Source organism: Pedobacter cryoconitis (genome assembly GCF_014207135.1).
GTDB classification, from domain to species: Bacteria; Bacteroidota; Bacteroidia; order Sphingobacteriales; family Sphingobacteriaceae; genus Pedobacter; species Pedobacter cryoconitis_D.
On the sequence record NZ_JACHCC010000009.1, the window covers coordinates 281,837 to 301,276 of the forward strand.

13 protein-coding genes are annotated in these 19,440 nt (G+C 40.5%); all 13 read right to left on the reverse strand.

What is annotated here, in order from left to right:
• Positions 1-5: 5 nt before the first annotated feature.
• On the reverse strand, positions 6-221 hold the full coding sequence (locus tag HDF25_RS17930) for a ferrous iron transport protein A (RefSeq protein ID WP_184627251.1): 216 nt from the start codon (positions 219-221) through the stop codon (positions 6-8).
• 134 nt (positions 222-355) lie between these two features.
• A complete protein-coding gene (locus tag HDF25_RS17935; protein WP_184627253.1) occupies positions 356-3,202 on the reverse strand; it encodes an outer membrane beta-barrel protein in 2,847 nt (948 codons plus the stop codon).
• Between the two features lie 157 nt (positions 3,203-3,359).
• Positions 3,360-3,497, reverse strand: a complete 138-nt coding sequence (locus HDF25_RS17940) for a hypothetical protein (RefSeq protein ID WP_184627255.1) — start codon at positions 3,495-3,497, stop codon at positions 3,360-3,362.
• Entirely contained in the window at positions 3,481-3,807 is a 327-nt protein-coding gene (locus HDF25_RS17945) for a VanZ family protein (RefSeq protein WP_260409402.1), read from the reverse strand. Before HDF25_RS17945 ends, HDF25_RS17940 begins: the two co-directional genes overlap by 17 nt.
• Positions 3,808-3,892: 85 nt before the next feature.
• On the reverse strand, positions 3,893-4,273 hold the full coding sequence (gcvH, locus tag HDF25_RS17950) for a glycine cleavage system protein GcvH (RefSeq protein ID WP_184627259.1): 381 nt from the start codon (positions 4,271-4,273) through the stop codon (positions 3,893-3,895).
• 107 nt (positions 4,274-4,380) lie between these two features.
• Positions 4,381-11,568, reverse strand: coding sequence for a cell surface protein SprA (gene sprA, locus HDF25_RS17955; protein ID WP_184627261.1), 7,188 nt, complete (start codon positions 11,566-11,568; stop codon positions 4,381-4,383).
• Between the two features lie 19 nt (positions 11,569-11,587).
• Complete coding sequence (gene ruvA / locus HDF25_RS17960) at positions 11,588-12,172, reverse strand: Holliday junction branch migration protein RuvA (protein WP_184627263.1); 585 nt, start codon at positions 12,170-12,172, stop codon at positions 11,588-11,590.
• Positions 12,173-12,178: 6 nt separating this feature from the next.
• Positions 12,179-14,494: an NADP-dependent malic enzyme gene (locus HDF25_RS17965; RefSeq protein WP_184627265.1), complete on the reverse strand. Its 2,316-nt coding sequence runs from the start codon at positions 14,492-14,494 to the stop codon at positions 12,179-12,181.
• Between the two features lie 234 nt (positions 14,495-14,728).
• Positions 14,729-16,048: a lytic transglycosylase domain-containing protein gene (locus HDF25_RS17970; RefSeq protein ID WP_184627267.1), complete on the reverse strand. Its 1,320-nt coding sequence runs from the start codon at positions 16,046-16,048 to the stop codon at positions 14,729-14,731.
• Between the two features lie 43 nt (positions 16,049-16,091).
• Positions 16,092-17,522: an Asp-tRNA(Asn)/Glu-tRNA(Gln) amidotransferase subunit GatA gene (gene gatA, locus HDF25_RS17975; RefSeq protein ID WP_184627269.1), complete on the reverse strand. Its 1,431-nt coding sequence runs from the start codon at positions 17,520-17,522 to the stop codon at positions 16,092-16,094.
• A gap of 43 nt (positions 17,523-17,565) precedes the next feature.
• On the reverse strand, positions 17,566-17,754 hold the full coding sequence (gene tatA / locus HDF25_RS17980; protein ID WP_184627271.1) for a twin-arginine translocase TatA/TatE family subunit: 189 nt from the start codon (positions 17,752-17,754) through the stop codon (positions 17,566-17,568).
• Positions 17,755-17,764: 10 nt separating this feature from the next.
• Positions 17,765-18,094 carry a twin-arginine translocase TatA/TatE family subunit gene (locus tag HDF25_RS17985; RefSeq protein WP_184627273.1) on the reverse strand — a complete coding sequence of 110 codons (330 nt, stop codon included), beginning with the start codon at positions 18,092-18,094 and terminating at the stop codon, positions 17,765-17,767.
• Between the two features lie 81 nt (positions 18,095-18,175).
• A complete protein-coding gene (locus HDF25_RS17990; RefSeq protein WP_184627275.1) occupies positions 18,176-19,429 on the reverse strand; it encodes a murein hydrolase activator EnvC family protein in 1,254 nt (417 codons plus the stop codon).
• Positions 19,430-19,440: the final 11 nt, after the last annotated feature.

Here is a 19,440-nt window from a genome sequence, read left to right on the forward strand (position 1 = left end):
TGTATCTAAGAGATTATAATCACAGAAGCTTCGTTTTTACGTAAACAAAGTTGATATCCCGCAACGCGGATAGCCATTGGATCACCCAGCGGAGCAAAACGTTCGACCTCCACAACTTCACCAGGCAAGCAGCCCATCTCTATTAATTTCACTGACATTTCTAAATCTGTAAAAGCTACAATAGTGCCACGTTCTCCTGGATTTAACTGCGAAAGGTTCATATCTTTAATTAGTCCGCAAGGTACCCTTTATCAATAATAAATCCAAATAAACAAGGACTTATCCATCAAAAACCAGGTTGTTCTTAAACAAGAAAAGCCAGATTCAATTGAATCTGGCTTTTCTTGTTTAAATTCTACATATCTCCCCGGTTACGACCGCCGCCGCCACCACCGCCACCGCCGCCAAAACCACCACGATCACCTCTTCCACCACCCTGGCCAGGCATATCTCCCTGTATGTTCTTACCACCCATTCTGTTGAGCGAATAAGTAAACGAAAACATATAATATCTTTTCAACACATTATATCTTAAATCTGTGATTGTATTATTGGTAGCAGTTCTTGAAATTCCCTGATTCTGGTCCAGTGCATCATTGACAGCTACTTTGAAAGTTCCTCTGTTTTTAAAGAATTGTCTGCTGATATAACCTGTTACCAATGTATAACTATTATCATAACCAGCCCCTCTGCCTGTATTCTGATAATAATCTACTGTAGTAGCCAGACGTATTGATCCAGGGAACATATAACTGATATCAATCGCCGGATTCAGCGTGTAGTAAGTAGTGTTGGACCCTGCCTGCGCAGAATAAGTTGCCCTGTTAATTGATCCTGCCACACTTGCCACCATATCCAGTTTATCCAGGGAAGAAACCAGTCTGTATTTATTCGTCACAGACAGATTATTTGTGATATTCTGAATAGAGTTCGTAAAGTTCACCCCTCTTGCGTATGTACCTCCAAGGTCAATATTCAGGGTCAGTTTATTATCCTTAACTACCGGGAAACCCAAAGAGGACCCGAAAGTTCCTGCATATACACCTCCGACATTGACAGGTATCACTGCAATTTTTCCGAAGTTCGGATCAGTAGGTGTATTGATCAGCATGCTGTTATTCCCAAAAGAATTAAATGTCTGGGTTACGTTTGCAAAAATGAACAGGGAACGTGACTTCGCAAAGTCAAAATTGTTATATACAACGGTAAGATTATTGGTAAAAGAAGGTTTCAGGTTAGGATTACCAATCGGAATACTTTGTGTATTTGAGTTATCCGGAATTGGCTGGATCTGCGCAATGGAAGGTTGTTGTGTACTTCCGCGATATCTGATCACCAATCTTTTACCTTTGCTGAAATTATAACGGAACTGACCCGATGGGATGAAATTATAAAAACTCTGGTTCAGTATATTACCGGTGGTCAGGTTTTCATTTCTCCTTTCGGTATTTTGTACTGCAACCCCGATATTCCAGGTATACATTTTCGCCACTTTGCTTAGACTTGTACCCACAGCATTAGTCAATGTTTTGTTCTCATAACTATTCGTATAGGTTAGATCCGGCAGGTCGTACTGAGAAGTAACGGGATTAAAATTATACGTATACCGCTCGCTATTACTGAAATTATACATATTCTGATAATTCAGTTCCAGGTTCAGGGTTTTAGAAAGCGGCTCTGTATAAACCAGTCTCGAAGTATTACTGATTGCATCTGAACTCTGGTTATTCAGCTGGTTAATGAGTGCGCTCTTTACAGGATCAGCTCCGGTAGTATTGTTTACGATATCATTATAATTCTTAGCATCATTATCATTGATAGTCGTATTGATATTCAGGGATATGGTACGCCCCTTCTTTGCGAATTTTTTCCTGAGCAGGATATTATTGGTAATGGTTGGTGTCTTAGAACTTGTATTGAGCCCCTGTGTACCTACAGTTGTATAATCACTGTAATTGTTCACATAACTGGTATTCTGTCCCAGTCCCGTCTCTGTATAGGTAATATTGGGCTGAACGCGGATAGACATTGAGGAGTCAATTTTCGTATCCACTAAAAAATTAAAACGGTGATTCGTCGCATTCGTAGTACTGGTCAGGTCCTGATTAAATGTAGTTGTACCATTTCCTAATAAATTCTGCACGGTACTGTTCTGATCATTAAATAAAGATGTTTTATTGAAAAAATAACTGGCAGTGATTTTTGTCTGGTCTGTATAAACGTCAGCAAAGTTAAGTCCGGCTGCATTCGTGTTTGTGATTCCCTGAGGAGGGGCTCCGGAAGCAATACTAAAACGACCGCCACCACCGCCACCGCCGCCGGTTCCCAATCCACCGCCACCGCCGAAATTCTGTTTATTTACATTGTTAAACTGACCTATTAAGGAAAACTGCTGTTCCTTATCAAACTTATTGGCATTCAGGTTCACATCATAACGGCCATCTGTACCATAACCAGCACTTGAATTACCAAAATATCCGTTCTTCTTATCTTTTTTAGTCGTGATATTAATAATTTTCTCTCTGTTCCCATCATCGACGCCAGTAAACTGTGACTGATCGGAAAGCAGGTCTATAACCTGGATCTTATCAATCATATCGGCTGGTAAATTTTTGGTCGCCAGTAAAGGGTCATTACCAAAGAAGTCTTTACCATCCACACGTACACGGGTAACTGTTTCGCCCTGGGCTTTGATGGATCCATCTTTAGCCACATCCACGCCGGGTAACTTTTTCAGGACATCTTCCACAACTGCGTTTTCTCTTACTTTATAGGCCCCGGCACTGTATTCAACAGTATCTGTTTTCACCACTACAGGAGTAACTACTCCTTTAATAACTACCGTGTTCAGGTTTAATCCATTGTCATCCATTCCGAAAGTCCCGAGGTTAACGGCAGGTACAGCAGCAGTTACTGTAAATACCTTATTCACACTTTTTAAACCAAGATAGGCCACGGTTAACCTGTAAGGTCCGGGAGAGAGTCCTTTGATCGCAAAACTACCATCAGGGTCTGTATTAATGGTTCCAGCTACACTGGAGTCCCTCAGACTCTTAACTGCAACAGAGGCATAGTCTATCGGTGATTTGTCTTTCGCATTAATGACTTTACCCGTTACGGAGCCATTTTTTTGTTGCGAATAGGCAGAAAAGCTGAGGAGGATAAAGGCAGTCAGCAGGAGATTTTTTGTAAAATTCATCATTTAGGGAGCTTGATATTTTTCAATTAACTCCTAATGAGACTCAATTCGGGGAAAATAGTTTGGCGAGGAGTGTTAAAAGAAGGGTAACATTTTAAATACATCAAATTAAGCACCTGAAAGGCTGCTCAATTGTTTTAACACAGGGCAGAATAGATGATTAACTATTCCTGCCCGTTTTAGCCTGAGGACCAGCAGTGTGGACTACCTTCGGACAATGACATCCGGGTCTGAAAATGCTGCATCCGTTCAATCCTACCGCAGCCAATAAAAGTAATAAACTAATTTTTCTTCTCATTGTAGTTTGATTTATGCAGAAATACGTATCCGAATACGCCCATAAATACGCCAATCATGTCGCATCCCAGATCCCACCATTCTGCTGATCTGTAACTAAAGAAATACTTCTGGATCAGCTCAATTGAAGCGCCCAGTATAAAAGTAAGCACAATGATCTTAAGTATTGTATATGACCTGAAACTGTAATTATGCTGACTCTGTATTTTACCAAAAAACAGCAAAATAGTTAAGACGAAGAAAAACCCCAGATGTACAAGCTTATCAAATCCGGTAAAGAAAAAGCCCGATCCACCAATGGAATCGGGCATTTTTATAGTACAAAGGATTAGAATAAACACGGTCCACAAAAGGGCCCAGCGCTGATATGATAATGCTTTGAATATATTCATTTAATTACGCACCAACTAAAGTCTGATATGCAGCAGCATCTAATAATTCAGCAACCTGAGCAGCATCTTTAATGGTTACTTTTACCATCCAGCCTTCTCCGTAAGGATCAGAATTCACTAATTCCGGGCTATCGTTCAATGCAGCATTAATTTCTAATACAGTAGCAGTAACAGGCATAAATAAATCAGACACAGTTTTAACGGCTTCAACACTACCGAAAACATCATCTTTATTTACTTCTTCACCTACGGTATTGATATCGATATAAACGATATCACCTAATTCGCGTTGTGCAAAAGCAGTGATACCTATAAAGGCTTCATTACCTTCAACTCTAACCCATTCGTGGTCTTTAGTGTACTTTAGTTCTGATGGAAAATTCATTTTTTATTCGATTTGATTGACCAAAGGTAATTAATATCTCCTTTATACCCAATGTTAAGATTTTTATATTTCACAGGCCTGAAAGCCTGTTTAAAATTGTTTATGTATTAATTCAATGTAATTCTTAAGCTAAACCCAAAGTTACTGAATGAAGTATTGAATGATTGCGAAGTATATGGTTTGGTAATATTCGAATCATAGAACAACTTGATATTAAACCGCTGGTTCAGGATATAATCTATACTAGGTCTGTACGTAATGTTCTTCGCTCCGGAAGAAACTTCTGCGGTCAATATATCTGCCCTGTAAATTACAGTCTTATTATCTCTTACAGAAACGTCCAGTTTGAAGTCCATATTGTTATCCATCTTCAATTGTTTAAATAAACCGAACGGGAACCTGAATTTAGTGGTACGGTAACCAATTCCGAAAACCAGGTTATTCTCTGACAATTGCGCAAGCTGACTGTTGGCAAGACTCAGGCCCAGCATACGGGTTCTGGCCACTTCAAAATTCGCAGTCAGGTTATTTTTCAAACGGGCATCAATTCCAATCAACGGAGCAAACTGTTCTGCAATAGTTACCTGTGAATACTGATAAAAAGGAAGGAAATCCTGATTCACATCTCTGCTGCTTACATAACCGTCGGTCTGCTGATACTGAAGCAAAGAGTTAAAACCATTAACACTATAAATAGAACGATAAGAATGTCTCAGGTCAACTGATTTAAAATAATCTCCGATAAAGTCTATTTTGGTTAAACCGCCATAATTAATCCGCCAGTTAGGCAATGGTATTTTAGGGAAAGAGTTTAAACTGACTTTTGAGGCATCCTGACCTGTATAAGCAGCAATAAAAGCCGCTATAATTACATCCTGGGAGTTTTTATCATAGCCATCTGCAAAACCATCAACCACACCATGTGAATTCGGGTTTTTTGCTCCTAAACGCTGGGAAATGATCGACCTGTTATCCATAAACTGGTTAAAGAGTTTGGATACCGTACTACCCGGGCTTTCTGAGAAAGCAGTCCCCAGGGTAATAAATGAAACGCTGTAATCACCGGTTGTATAAGGGCTCAGGTTACGGAAAGACTGCGTGTTGGTATCAAACCTGAAATTGGTAGAGTAATTCATGGTCTGGTTCTTATTTGCAGTCAGAGTAATCCTGAAATCACGGAAAGGTTCCAGTACGCCGGTAATACTCAGGTCCTGTCTCATTGTATTTACATACAACTGGGTTTGAAGGGTATCTTTCGTTATCCAGCCACTGTTGATTGCACGCTGTCTGATGTCAGCCTGGCTACCAAATACGAAGCCAAGACCTGGTGCACCCGAGAGCTTATCTATACCAAAATAGTCTGTCGTTGGCAGGTAGCCTGGTAAAAATATCCCTTTGGTCTGTGTATAGGCCGCATTGATATTCTTAATACTGGTCAATAAACCAAGCAGGAATCCCGGTCCTCCGCTATCTCCGTTTGCTCTTTTCAGCAGGCCGAATTTATTATACAGACTGGTAAAATTAAAGGTTGGATTAATCTGGATCGTTCTTGAATTCTGTATAGTATTTCCGAGGTTAATTGTAGGATCTCTTAAGGTCGCCAATGGCTCTGTCTGCCAGTTGAAGTTTGTTCCATAACGTGTGGCTACGTTTATCCAGTCCAATCCGGGAATTTTATTGATTGGTAAAGCATAAGTAATATTCATGTTGTGGGTATAGTCTGTGGTACGTCCCAGTCTGAGCAGGTTCTGCCATACTGTATCACGTTTCAAGCCATTTAGTCTTCCGTCCGGTTCGTCAATGATGGAATAATTAGTTGCATCAAAATCCAGGGTCAGGGATTTAGTCAGGTTCCATGAAATGGCATATACCCGGGTGATCAGGAAGTTTTTATTGAAAGTCGTATTGATTGGTATGGTATTATCAGGATCAGTATTTCTCAGACTATTTTCCGAATAAAAACGATCCACATCAATTCTGAAATTAATGGATGTAGGTAAAGGGCTGATGTTAATATCTTTTAATAAAGTCAGCAGATTTGATTTAATGATCTTATCAAAAGGTCTGTAATTTTTTGACTGTCCTGAATAGTTATAAGCCAGGGAACCATGATAGGTTTTCTGTATTGAATTCTCATTGATAAAATCGTGATGCAGGAATTTAGTATAAGAATAAGTCCCGCTGAAATTTTCTATATCCCAGAGTTTAGGTTTTTTAGTCGGATCGGTACGCTCTTTATGTACATTGGTAAAATTAATACTGTTCCGCGTAGTGACATCCTGCGAATAATCCAGAATAACCTTTTTCTCCGCTGAAGTTGCATTTTTCAGTGAAGTCTTGAGTTCTATATCCGGCATTCTGGGATCATACTGAGGCGTCATTATCTGCTGGGAATAACTAATGTACATTGGTATTTTTAACCCCGATTTTTTCGGGAAAAACTTACCTAATTCCATATTTGAGGAGATATCAAAAAAGGTATTATCCGACCTGTTTCTTTCACTCACGCGTTTATCGATTGAACCAAAACCAATGGTAGATTTACTTCCGGATACATTCACTTCCGCAAAATCAGCCAGCTGTGCATTCATTCTGGCGGCGGCAGCCCAGCCACCACGTTCATCAAATTCTGTTAACCTCAGTTCGTCAAACCAGATCTGACCGCTTTTGTCCAGACCATCATCACCACCAGGAGTAGAAACTACTTTTAAAGGATTTTTCACCCCCAGCATATAGACCTTAACCTGGCCCAGATCTGGTTGTCCTTTTATAGTAATGGTTTTGCCTCCTGCTACAGAGTAAATAAAAGGTTTGGTAATATCCCAGGCCACTCCATTTGCGCCTGTTGCCTTATTTCTGGCCAGTTTAGCATCCTGAAAAAGTGATAAAGCGATATCAAATTTATTGGCATCAGGCCAGATCGCATAGGGGTCGGAGGTATTGGGCTGGGTAACGGTCAAAGGTTGTGAATACTCATAATAGTTATCCTGATAATCTGATCCTATTCTGATAAATGCACTCAGATCACCATTGTTAACTACGGTATTACCCAATGCTTCCAGATGGACAAACATCTCCAGTCGCTTGTATGATCTGAAATCGTTCAATGCCGTTTTAAATGTAGCCCGTCCATAACCATCACGCAGACTTGTAACCAGGAAAGCAAGTGACTGTTCATTTAACCTGGTGTTGGTACGGTAATTATTATAATCCAGCTCCCTCTGAATACCTGGTGGAACAACATAAGGAATAGGTGAACGTTTTCCATTTTCCTCAATATTAATAGTACTCACTTCAATAGTTGAGTTATCAGGAACAACAGTAGTTAAAGCGGGATCGGTAATGATCTGGGTACCTACATTATCTTCATTATATTTTCTCCAGTCTCCTCTGACCAACTGAATTTTAGCAAACCTTAAAATCGAAGTATCTGCAAAATTGGTCAGGAACATCCTGAAAAACCGGATAGATTTAAAATCCTGTATGTTTCCTACCTTCTGCTGGTAATCGGACAGAGGGATACGGATCTGGTACCAGGTCACTGGCTGTGTCTGTCCGTTTGCCAGTTTCACCTGGGAAGTAACTGCATCTGTCACATAATTTTTTCCGATTTGAAGATCTCCTTTACGCATGGATACCTTGTACTGGAAATATTCATCTGACTGGGTCATGTTATTATCTCTGTTCACATCCTCGCCGTCAGGCAGAGAAGTTGAAGCCGAATTATCTATACCCAGCTCCTGCTGAGATTGCTGTGAAGTTTTAGAGTTTCCTTCTGTACCGTTATATTTTTCGTAACGTTTCAGAATACCGGCATTTTCCTGATCCAGCTGAGGCCCTCTGAAATAAACATAATCATCAGAACTCGGGTCACCTTTCAACTCGCTTGCTGCAGCCGGACTTAATTGTGGAACAATCTGACTGAGGACCGGAGCAAATTTGGTTTGCTCATCATTATCACCTAATCCGTCCAGACCAACATCCTGAGCTTTTCTGGAGTTCGGATCATTATCGAATGCCTGAACTACGGGCTGCAATTTAGGCACCCTTCCCCAGGCTGTTTCATCAAATTTGGTAGGATCCCCATCCGGAGGTAAGCCATTTTCCAGTGATTTTCTGCCGTCTTTCAAAATATCTTCTGAGATATTTCCAAGATTAAAATACAGATCTCCACCAGCCGAATTAGGTTTATAGATATTCGGATCCATCACCCATAATTCAATATACTCAATATTCAAAGCCTGAAAATCATTGGCGTCAATCCTTCTGAATATCCCACCCCAGCGTGATTTTGGATTTAGCAGATCGCCATTACTGCCAAAACCGTTAGTTGAATAATTGTACGGGCCACGTTTGGTCGGATAAAAAGCTAAATCCAGGGTTGGCAGAGAAACAGCCTGTCCTGTTGGAGTTTCCTTAAACGGAAAAACTTCCTGCTCAATAATTTCCCTTACATAATGATTGGACAGCTCGTTTTTATTATTCCTTAAACTGGCCGGAATATTTGAAGCTGTTTTATTATAGAATGTAGGATCAATATTATAAAAGGCAAGCCTTGCGCGGTTATAACCATAAGCCAGGTCGTTGGTCAGACCTGCTTCAGGAAAGAGTTGTGGTGTACCGGAAATCTGCCAGGCAATTGCACTCTTTAAATCTATAACCGAACGGGTAGCTTCAAAATCATCTACATAACTTACCCCTCCTTTATCACCGGCACTATTGATCGCATTGGGATGTCCGGGGATCAACTGGGCAAACTCTCCCGAGAAGGAGAACTTAGATGGGGCTTTTGTAGAAATAAAAGGTAAGCGGTCAACGAGTTTCGTCAGGAAACGGGACGAAGAACTATAGTTCAGATCCATTCCCCAGATCGTATTATTGATAGGCTCTTCTCCGATATTTACTTTTTGAGTAAGTGGCTTTTCCGAAAGGTTCATGTAAGTTGCTCCGAGGTTCAGCTTATTGTTCACCTTATAATCGAGTCTTGTCCCGAACAGGGAACGCTGCTGTAATCCAAACAACTCATTATTCTCGGTCGTAATCCGGATTGCCTGTCCCGAAAGCAGAACGGCAGTATTAATAATCTGTACTCTTCCTCCCTGGTAATCTACCGTAAAATCGACCCCTTCCTGTAAAGGAATTGTCCCGGCAAAAACTTTCACAGAACCTTGCGGAACATTAATGGAGTTCAGACTGAATTCGGAGGCTACCTGTGATTGATAAACCCCTTTAATGATGTACCTGTTCTGTTTAAGGAAAAGCTGCTGGGCTACTACTTTAGTAGAGTCATACAGCGCAGTAAAAGTATATTTATCTATCAGGTTCTGCTCCCCTGGGTTAAATTGTGCTGCCAGGTCACGGCCAAACGGTTCTAATACCGGAAATATAATCCTTCCATTCAGTGGGTCTATGGTAATATAGCCTTTACTGGCATTGGTCGCAAAAGAAATACCTGTACCAGAATTATTGATGCTGCCGGTATTGCCGATATTCCCGCTGTTACCAATACTTCCTACCGAAGTCGGAACTGTACCGCTTGTTGTACTGGTAAATGGCTTATCTTCTGCTTCAAAGTCAAATACCCCATCAGGCTTGCGGTCATTCTGCTGATTTAACCTGTCCAGGCCGGTCAGGTTTATCCATAATTTATCCTGGGTTTTAACCCCCTCAGTCATCACTGGCTTTTCGATACCGCTATCATTATCCAGACGGAAAATATCCAGTTTAAAATTCTGCGGGCTGATCTGATACCCACCTATGGAATAGATGTTTTTCATCATCAGGTTCCAGGTTGGCAAATTGGTTTTGATAGTCTCGTTTTTCAGCAATTTCGCATATAAAACTTTAGGTGAATTGGGATCAAAAGGAATATCGGTTGAGAACTCACCGACCTGGTATTCGACGCCGTTATAAGTATAACGGAAAACTACGGCCAGTACCTCATCAGAATTCAGTGCATTGTTCAGGGAGACATATCCCAATTGGGAATGGAAGGTATATTCCCTGTCTGTCAGTTTACGGGCATAGGTTAGTTTTGCATAATTGTCTGTCCCGCCATTCGCCTGAAAATAAGAAATAACATCATTAGAATTGGTCTGTCTGGCACCAGGGGGCAGCTTAGACAAGATATCATTGGATTGTTTTACTCCTGGTATAGCAAAACCAGATGGCATCTGGGCAAAACCTGATCCGCCGATAATCTGTCCTTTGTTATAAGGCGTATTCTCACCCAAATCTATCAGACCGAGGATATCTCTTGAATCCTGGGTATTCCCTGTCTTATTGGTAATCCAGACCTCTATTTTCGTAATATTTACTCCGGATAACAGATTCGGTGCATTAGCTAAGCTTTTGTTATAATTATCTCTGAAAAATTTAGCCAGGAAATAGTGCTTGTTGGCCTCATAATTATCTCCTGTGATCCTGTAGTCATTATGTTGTGCACCATTGCTGATCTGTAATTCCCTGGATTGTGATTTCTGCTGGGAAAACACAGTAGTCACATTCAGTTTCCCGAACTGTAACTGCGTTTTAATCCCGAAAAGTGCCTGTGTACCTGTAATCAGGGAGGTACTTAAAGGCAAGCTGACGTTACCAGCTTCAATCTTTTTAATAATATCATCTTCCTTACCAGTATAGTCCAGTTTGATCTGATTCTCAAAATCAAACTGTGCCTCGGTGTTATAATTCATATTGAGCTTAAGCTTGGTTCCGATATTTCCTACCAGGTCCATCTGGATCCGCTGATTGAAATCGAAATTGCTCTGCACTCTTTGCTGTTCATTAAACAGCGGATTCTCATTCTTATTGATACGTCCCAGGAAAGTCAGATCGGCCTCTCCTCTGGGTTGGATGTTAATCTGATTTCCACCAAATATTTTATCAAAAGCAGGGTTATTCACAGTCAGACTTGGAATAATACCTGTTTTTCTGAATTCATTAGCTTCTGCGTCCGAACTGACGCGCCAGTTATCTCTTTTCAGCTCTGAATTGACCAGTCGCTGGTACTCTTCAATGGTCAGATATTGTGGTGGATTAAAATATCTTCCAGCAACTATTTCTCTGATAATATAACGCTTATTTACCGCATCAAAAGTCACCTCTCTTTTAATATTATCAGGTAGCGGGGCAAATGAATTAAACGGCTGCCGGATACCCAGACGCTGCTTTTCTTTCAGGCCAAAGGTATTCCTGGTGGTATCCGTAACCGGATCCCCCTGATTAACCTGAGAGAAAGCTTGCTGCCCCCAAAAGGAAAAAATCGATAATATGATTAAAGTAAAAGTGTTTCTCAAAGGCTAAATGTTTATTTTATTATAAGTTCTTTAAAGCTATTTTAATCATCTGTTCAACCGTTAAATCCTGACCACCACTCTTAATTGCATTATCTATTGCTTTTTCGGCTGGTGCCTTGGCAAATCCAAGCATCGCCAATGCGGACAATGCCTCTTCGCGGACAGTATGATTTAAGGGAGCCGCGATTAACGACCCGGTGCCTTCTTTTTTTAATTTATCCTGGAGTTCAAGCACTAGACGTTGTGCCGATTTAACACCGATACCTTTGATACGTTGTATCAAAGGTAAATCGCCATTAACTATAGCAGTTTGAATTTCGGAAGGAGTAATAGAAGAAAGCATCATGCGACCAGTATTTGGTCCGATACCTGACACCGAGATCAGGTGCAGAAACAAACGTCGCTCTCCTTCATCCAGAAATCCGTATAAAGTGTGCGCATCTTCTTTAACATGAAGCCACACATAGATCTTACAACGTTCGTTATCACCCAAACTGCTATAGGTATTTAATGATATATTGATGTGATATCCAATACCACCTGCCTCTACCACAATATAAGCAGGACATTTAAAAGTCAGTCTGCCATCAATATAATCGTACATATTTTCTTATTCTTTACTCGTTTTTTTTAATAATCCAGTTCTCTTCGGTTTTGCACCTGCTTGTTTTCCCTGTACATCCAGCACAGCGATAGTAACCATATTCACAATTTCACGAACCGAACTACCCAGTTGTACAATATGTACCGGTTTTTTCAATCCTAATAAAATTGGCCCAACTGCTTCAGCCTCTCCCAATTCCTGTAATAGCTTATAAGCAATATTTCCTGATTCCAGATTAGGAAATATCAGTGTATTTGCCGGGCTATCTGCTAATCTACTAAAAGGAAAGTTATCTTTTAATAAAGAATTGCTAATAGCGAAATTTGCCTGCATTTCTCCATCTACCAGAATCTCAGGATGTTTATCATGCAATATTTTCACTGCCTGTCTTACCTTCTGAGGAACAACACCGTCATTAGAGCCAAAGTTAGAATAAGAAAGTAAAGCGATTCTTGGCTGTATATTAAATTTAGCTACTGCACGTTCTAATAATAGTGTCAGATCAACCAGCTCATCGACAGTAGGATCAACATTGACAGTGGTATCCCCAAAAAATACAGGTCCCTTTTTAGTCATCATCATATACATACCTGCAACACGGTTAACACCGGGTTCTGTTCCGATAATCTGCAGGGCAGGTTTGATAGTTGAAGCATAATTTTTAGTTAGACCTGAAATCATCGCATCTGCTTCACCAAATTCTACCATGGAAGAACCAAAATAGTTCCGGTCACGCATCAGCTTCTCAGCTTCAAAAAGGGTAATTCCTTTACGCTGTCTTTTCTGATAAAGAGAATTTGCATATTTCGCCATTCTTTCAGGCTCCAGCAAAGGGTCTATAATCAGTACACCTTCCAGCTCAAGCGCAGTTTCTTCAATAATTTTCTGGATCACCTCTTTTTTACCCAGTAAAATCGGAATAGCTATATTTTCATCCTTTACGATCTGTGCAGCTTTCAGGATTTTATAATTATCTGCTTCTGCAAAGACAACTCTTTTTGGATCAGATTTAGCCTTATTGGTAATGGCACGCATAATCTTGTCATCACCACCCAATCTCTGTTTCAGCTCTTCAGCGTAAGCATCCCAGTCGGTAATGACTTTACGGGCAATGCCTGAATCTATAGCGGCTTTGGCTACAGCGATGGATACATTGGTAATTAAACGCGAATCCATTGGCTTGGGAATGATGTACTCCTTACCAAATTTTATATTTCTTTCATTGTAAGCCATGTTAACGGCTTCAGGAACTGATTTTTTAGCTAATTCGGCAATCGCTTTTACTGCTGCAATTTTCATCGGCTCATTGATCCCTGTAGCTCTTACGTCTAAAGCTCCTCTGAATATATAAGGAAACCCAAGTACGTTGTTCACCTGATTAGGATAATCGGAACGTCCTGTAGCCATAATCAGGTCTTTACGCGAACTGATAGCCAGTTCATAGGCAATTTCCGGATTAGGATTAGCCATGGCAAATACAATAGGATTTCTGGCCATTGACTTCAGCATGTCCACGGTTACACAGTCAGCTGAGGATAATCCAATAAATACATCTGAATCTTTCAGCGCTTCTGCCAGTGTATTCAGGTTTCTGGAAGTCGCAAATTCTGCCTTTGTAGGATCCAGGTTTTCACGTGTATCACGGATAACTCCTGAACGGTCACACATCACCAGGTTTTCTTTCTTTGCGCCTAATGAAATATACAACCTGCTGCAGGATATAGCTGCCGCACCGGCACCATTCACTACAATTTTAACTTTATCTATTCTCTTTTTCTGCAGTTCGCAGGCATTTAATAATGCTGCAGCCGATATAATTGCTGTACCATGCTGATCATCATGCATAACAGGTATATTCATGACCTCTTTTAACCTGCGCTCTATTTCAAAACATTCGGGTGCTTTGATATCTTCGAGGTTAACACCTCCAAAAGTAGGCTCCAGTGCTTTAACGATACGGACAAATTCATCTACATCGGTTGCATCCAGCTCCAAATCGAATACATCGATATCGGCAAATATTTTAAACAACAGTCCTTTACCTTCCATCACTGGTTTCGAGGCTTCAGGTCCAATATTACCTAAGCCCAGCACAGCTGTTCCATTACTAATCACCGCTACAAGATTCCCTTTAGCAGTGTATTTATATACATCTTCAGTATTATCTGCAATTTTTAAGCAAGGTTCTGCTACTCCCGGAGAATAAGCCAACGCTAAATCTCTTTGTGAATTGGTTGGTTTGGTGGGTATAACTTCGATCTTTCCTGGCCTACCTTGTGAATGGTAGTCTAATGCATCTTGCTTCCTGTTAATTTTGCTCATACGTTTGTTTTGGATAAAAGACTCAAAGTTACAATTCTTTTAATACGCCTTAAAATAAAAACACAAGGTCTACATAAATTTAACGTAGATATAAATCACAAATACAGGCAGTTTACAATCCGTTGAACAACAGCTAAACAATGCTGTTCAACGGATATGCACAAAACGAATATGAATAAATATTTTAGTAAAAGAATAGTAATAAAAGAAATGAACAAAAAGAACGCCCAGGTTTTACAACCTTTCAGCCGCCTTTGCTTTTGATTTATAAGAGAGATATTTCTTTGTCGATTTAGTAGTTTCTGCCGATTTACCTAACCCTGATTTCTGAGAAACAATCAGACGTTGTCCGGGAACTATAGTACTCCCTTTAAGCTTGTTCCAAACTTTCAGGTCCTGAACCTCTACATTGTATTCATCGGCAATCGTGTTGAGGTTTTGTCCGGCAGTAACCTTATGGTATTTAACAGCATGACGCGCTTCGGTAGTCTCTCTTTGCTTTTTATGCAATCTTCTGTCATCATTTGAGGCCAGGATAACACGGGTACTTGTTTCGACGGTATGATTATTCAGCACCTCATAAATATTGGCAAAGTTTGCCAGGCTGACTTTAGGAATAATAATTCTCTTTGGCTGATCTTCCGATCCATTCACGATCTTCTTCTTATAAGAGGGATTCAGTGTACACAAATCGGTTTCCTCCATCGCCAGTGCTTCGGCCAGTTCGGTCAGGGATACAAACCGGCTCACCTGAATAGTATCTGTTTTGATTGCGAATAATGACTTCTGGGCCTTGATCTGATGTTTCTCCGGGCAGTTCATGACGTAAATTGCCGCAATAAAGGCAGGCACATAATTTCTGGTTTCCAGAGGTAAAAATGGTCTGATTGCCCAGAAATTCCGGGAATGTGCTTTTGCAATAGCCCTGTTTACATTGCCTGTTCCGCAATTATAGGCAGCAATTGCCAGCAGCCAGTCACCCAGCTCTTTATAAGCATCTTTAAAATAAGCCGCAGCCGCATAACTTGCCTGGATCGGATCCTTCCGCTCATCTACGAAATTATCCATATTCAGACCGTAACCTTTAGCGGTAGAAAACATAAACTGCCATAATCCTGTCGCTCCTACTCTTGAAATAGCATGCGAATTCATAGATGACTCTATGATTGGCAGAAATTTGAGTTCCATCGGAACATTATAAGCTTTTAATGCATTTTCAAAAATCGGGAAGTAATATTCAGACAGGCCGAGCATTTTACCCATCATATCTTTTCTACTGCTGTAAACATCGATATAACGCTGTACAGATTCATTATAATTGAGCGGAATATCTCTTTGAATAGAGTCCAGACGCTTTTTATAAGCAAAATTATAATTGTAAAACAAAGGGTTTTCTATAACCTGGGGTACTGCTGTAGTATCACCGGTAAAAGTAGTGGAAAGAAAGCTGATCGGAGAAATGGAATCCAGCTTGTTAATTTTTTGCTGTGCGCGACTGGTCAGAGCTGCGAGAGTAAATACACAAAATGAGAGGATAAGTACATTTCTTTTCATAGGCTGTTCTTGCAGTATGCAATGAAAATGGTTGGTTTATGATTTAGGTTTTGGTCAAGTTAGCAAAACTTTCCGAGAAAGAAAGCAATGTCTCTTCTTCGAAATGCCTGGCCATCAATTGCATACTTAACGGCAAACCTGATTTATTATTGCCCAAAGGGACAGCTATTGCAGGGACACCTGTCAATGAAGCCAGGACAGTAAAGATATCAGCCATATACATGACCAGTGGATCCTGCATATTCTCGCCGATTTTAAATGCAGGCGTAGGCGACACAGGTGTTAGTATCAGGTCAAAATCTGTAAGTAATGATTCGATTTTAGTTCTGATCAGACGTCTTACCCGCTGTGCCTTCTGGTAATAAGCATCGTAATACCCTGCACTCAGTACGAATGTACCCAGCAAAATCCGTCTTTTGACTTCGTCTCCGAAACCTTCAGCCCTGGATTTCTTATATAAACTGTTCAGGTTCTCTGCCTGCAGGTTCCGGTGTCCGTAATGTACACCATCATATCTGGAAAGATTAGAAGAGGCTTCTGCTGCAGTTAATACATAATAGGCAGGAACCAGGTAATCAAGTAAATCAAAAGAAACGTATTCGATGGTATGTCCCTGTTCTTTAAACTGCTCAATAGCCTCCAGAATGGACTGTCTAATTTCGGGATCAAGCGCTTCGCTTTCCAGTGTCTCTTTTAGTACAGCAATTTTTTTGGGCGATGTACTATCTATGGAAGACAGATAATCAGGAACAGGCAAACGGGATACTGTACTGTCATTTTCATCTGCACCCGCCAGTACTTCCAGCAATAGTGCAGCATCGCTGACTGATGAAGTAATTGTACCTACCTGATCGAAAGAGGAAGCATAGGCAATGACACCATATCTTGAGATACGGCCATAAGTTGGTTTTAATCCAAAACAACCACAAAATGCGGCAGGTTGTCTTACCGAACCACCCGTATCAGTACCCAGAGCAGATAAGCATAAATCAGCCTGTACTGCAACAGCCGATCCACCTGATGACCCCCCAGCTACCCTTTCTGTATCTGCAGCATTTCTTACCGGGCCGTAAAAGGAGGTTTCATTGGAGCCACCCATCGCAAATTCATCACAGTTTAACCTCCCGATGATAATAGCGTCTTCAAGGATTAAACGTTCTACAACAGTAGAAGAATAGGGAGAGATAAACCCTTCCAGCATTTTTGAAGAAGCAGTAGTGGTATGATCTTTATAAAGAATATTATCCTTGATACCAATCACCATACCTGCCAGTTTACCAGCAGTTCCATCAGCTAACTTCTGCTGAATCAAAACTGCTTGTTTTTTAGCAGAAACAGTAAACACCTCGTTGAATGCATTGAGGTGTTGTTGTTTTTCTATTTGCGTAAAGTAATAAGCGAGTAGGTCAGAAAGATCAAGCTTTTTTTGCGCAATAAGTGCTTGTATCTCTGATAAAGAGTTATACTTCTTCAATTAAAGGAAAGGAATTAAAGGGTTAGAAATTCAAAAAATAAATCTAGGATTTATGTGAGTTATCAGGATCATTATCAGTTCCGTCTTTACCTTCTTTGAATTCTTTTACGCCTTTACCCAGACCACGCATTAGTTCAGGAATTTTTTTACCACCAAAAAGCAGTAAAACTACTACTAAAATAACAAGGATTTCCGGGGTACCGAGTGCTGCTAATAGGGTTGTATTCAACATGATTATTGATTTAGATTTTGTTTTTATCTGATTCTGATGGTGTCACCGTTGGTGCTGAAGGATCAACATGTACAGAAGCGCTTTCTTCTTTTGTTAAGACTACTGGTTCTTTAGCCTCAGTTGACTTGATTTCATCATCGATATCCATCGAATTTATATTGCGGTGAATTTCTCTCTTCACCCCTTCTGAGGCATCTTTAAAATCTCTTATCCCTTTTCCAAGACCTCTCGCTAATTCTGGTAACTTTTTACCACCAAATAACAACAGTACTACAGCCAGGATAAGCATGATTTCACTGCCACCCATGTTTAAAAATTCTAATACTACTCCAGTATACATATCAATTTAATTATAATATTAGCAAATATAAACATTTTCAAATGTACATATTGTATTTTAATCGTGATGATGACGTCCGTACTACTTTGCTATCCAGGCCTCAGGATTCAGTTTTGACTGCCCCCTCATAATCTCAAAATGCAGTAAAGCCCCATCGGATGTTGTCGCAACTGTACCAATACTCTGGCGGGTTTCTACTTTTTCGCCTTTTGATACGCTGGAAGACTTCAGATTCTGGTAAATCGTGAAATAGTCACCATGACGGATAGCCACCACATAGATACCTTGTATGATTCTGACAAATAAAACTTCACCTCCAAATACGGCACGTACCGTCGCCCCATCACTGGTCAGTATGTTTACACCATCATTGGTATAACCTGCCTGACCTTCGGTATGTCTTCCGAAACTTTCCGTAATGGACCCTGTCGCCACCGGCCACGGTAAACGGCCTCTGTTGTTTTCAAATCCTGCTGACAGTCTCGCTGCCTCGGGCGTTGAAGTCAGATAATTACTATTTGTTTTTGCTTTTTCAACTGGTGCCGGCTTACTTTCAGCTCTGGCCTTCGCAGCAGCAATTCGGGCCTCTTCCTCTGCCTTTTTACGGGCCAGGGCAATTTCACGGTTAATCGCATTTCTGATCTCCCTGTCTATAGCTGACTGCTGTTTTTTCCTTTTAGCAATATCATGACTAAACTGTTTCTCCTGTTTACTGAATTTATTCAGTACTGAAGCCTGCTCGGTTTTATTTTTAGCCAGTTTACTTTGCTCATTCTCCTGCTCACGCAATAAACTGCTCTTCGCTTTTAAACTTTTATCCAGAACTACAATTTTATAGTTGAGGTTTTTCTCAGTTCCTTTGATATAGTCAGCCTGTTTTTTACGGTACTGACCAAATTGCTGTAAATATTTTATTCTTTTATAAGCCTGGTTAAAATCGCGCGCCGCAAAAATAAACATCATTTTGTCGTATGAATTTTTATTGCGCTGTGCAAACCTGATCATTCCGGCGTATTCTTTTTTAAGCTGCGCCAGCTGACCCTGCAATGAATGTACGGTATTTGTATTTTCGTGGATTTCGTTATCCAGATTTTTTATCTCTGAGTTGATCACTGTAATCTTACTCTGCATCAACGCGATTTTTGTATTCAGGGCACGTATTTCACTCAAAGTAAGTTTTTTACTCTGAGCTGCTTTGTTCAGATTTTTCTGTAAAAGTTCAATCTCACGCTGGATGGCTTCCTTCTTCCGCTTTAACTGTGCACTGCTCTGGGCAAAGCCAGCTGACGCAAACGTCATAAACAAAAGAAACAAAAGTAGTTTGTGTAGCTTCATTGCATCAAAAG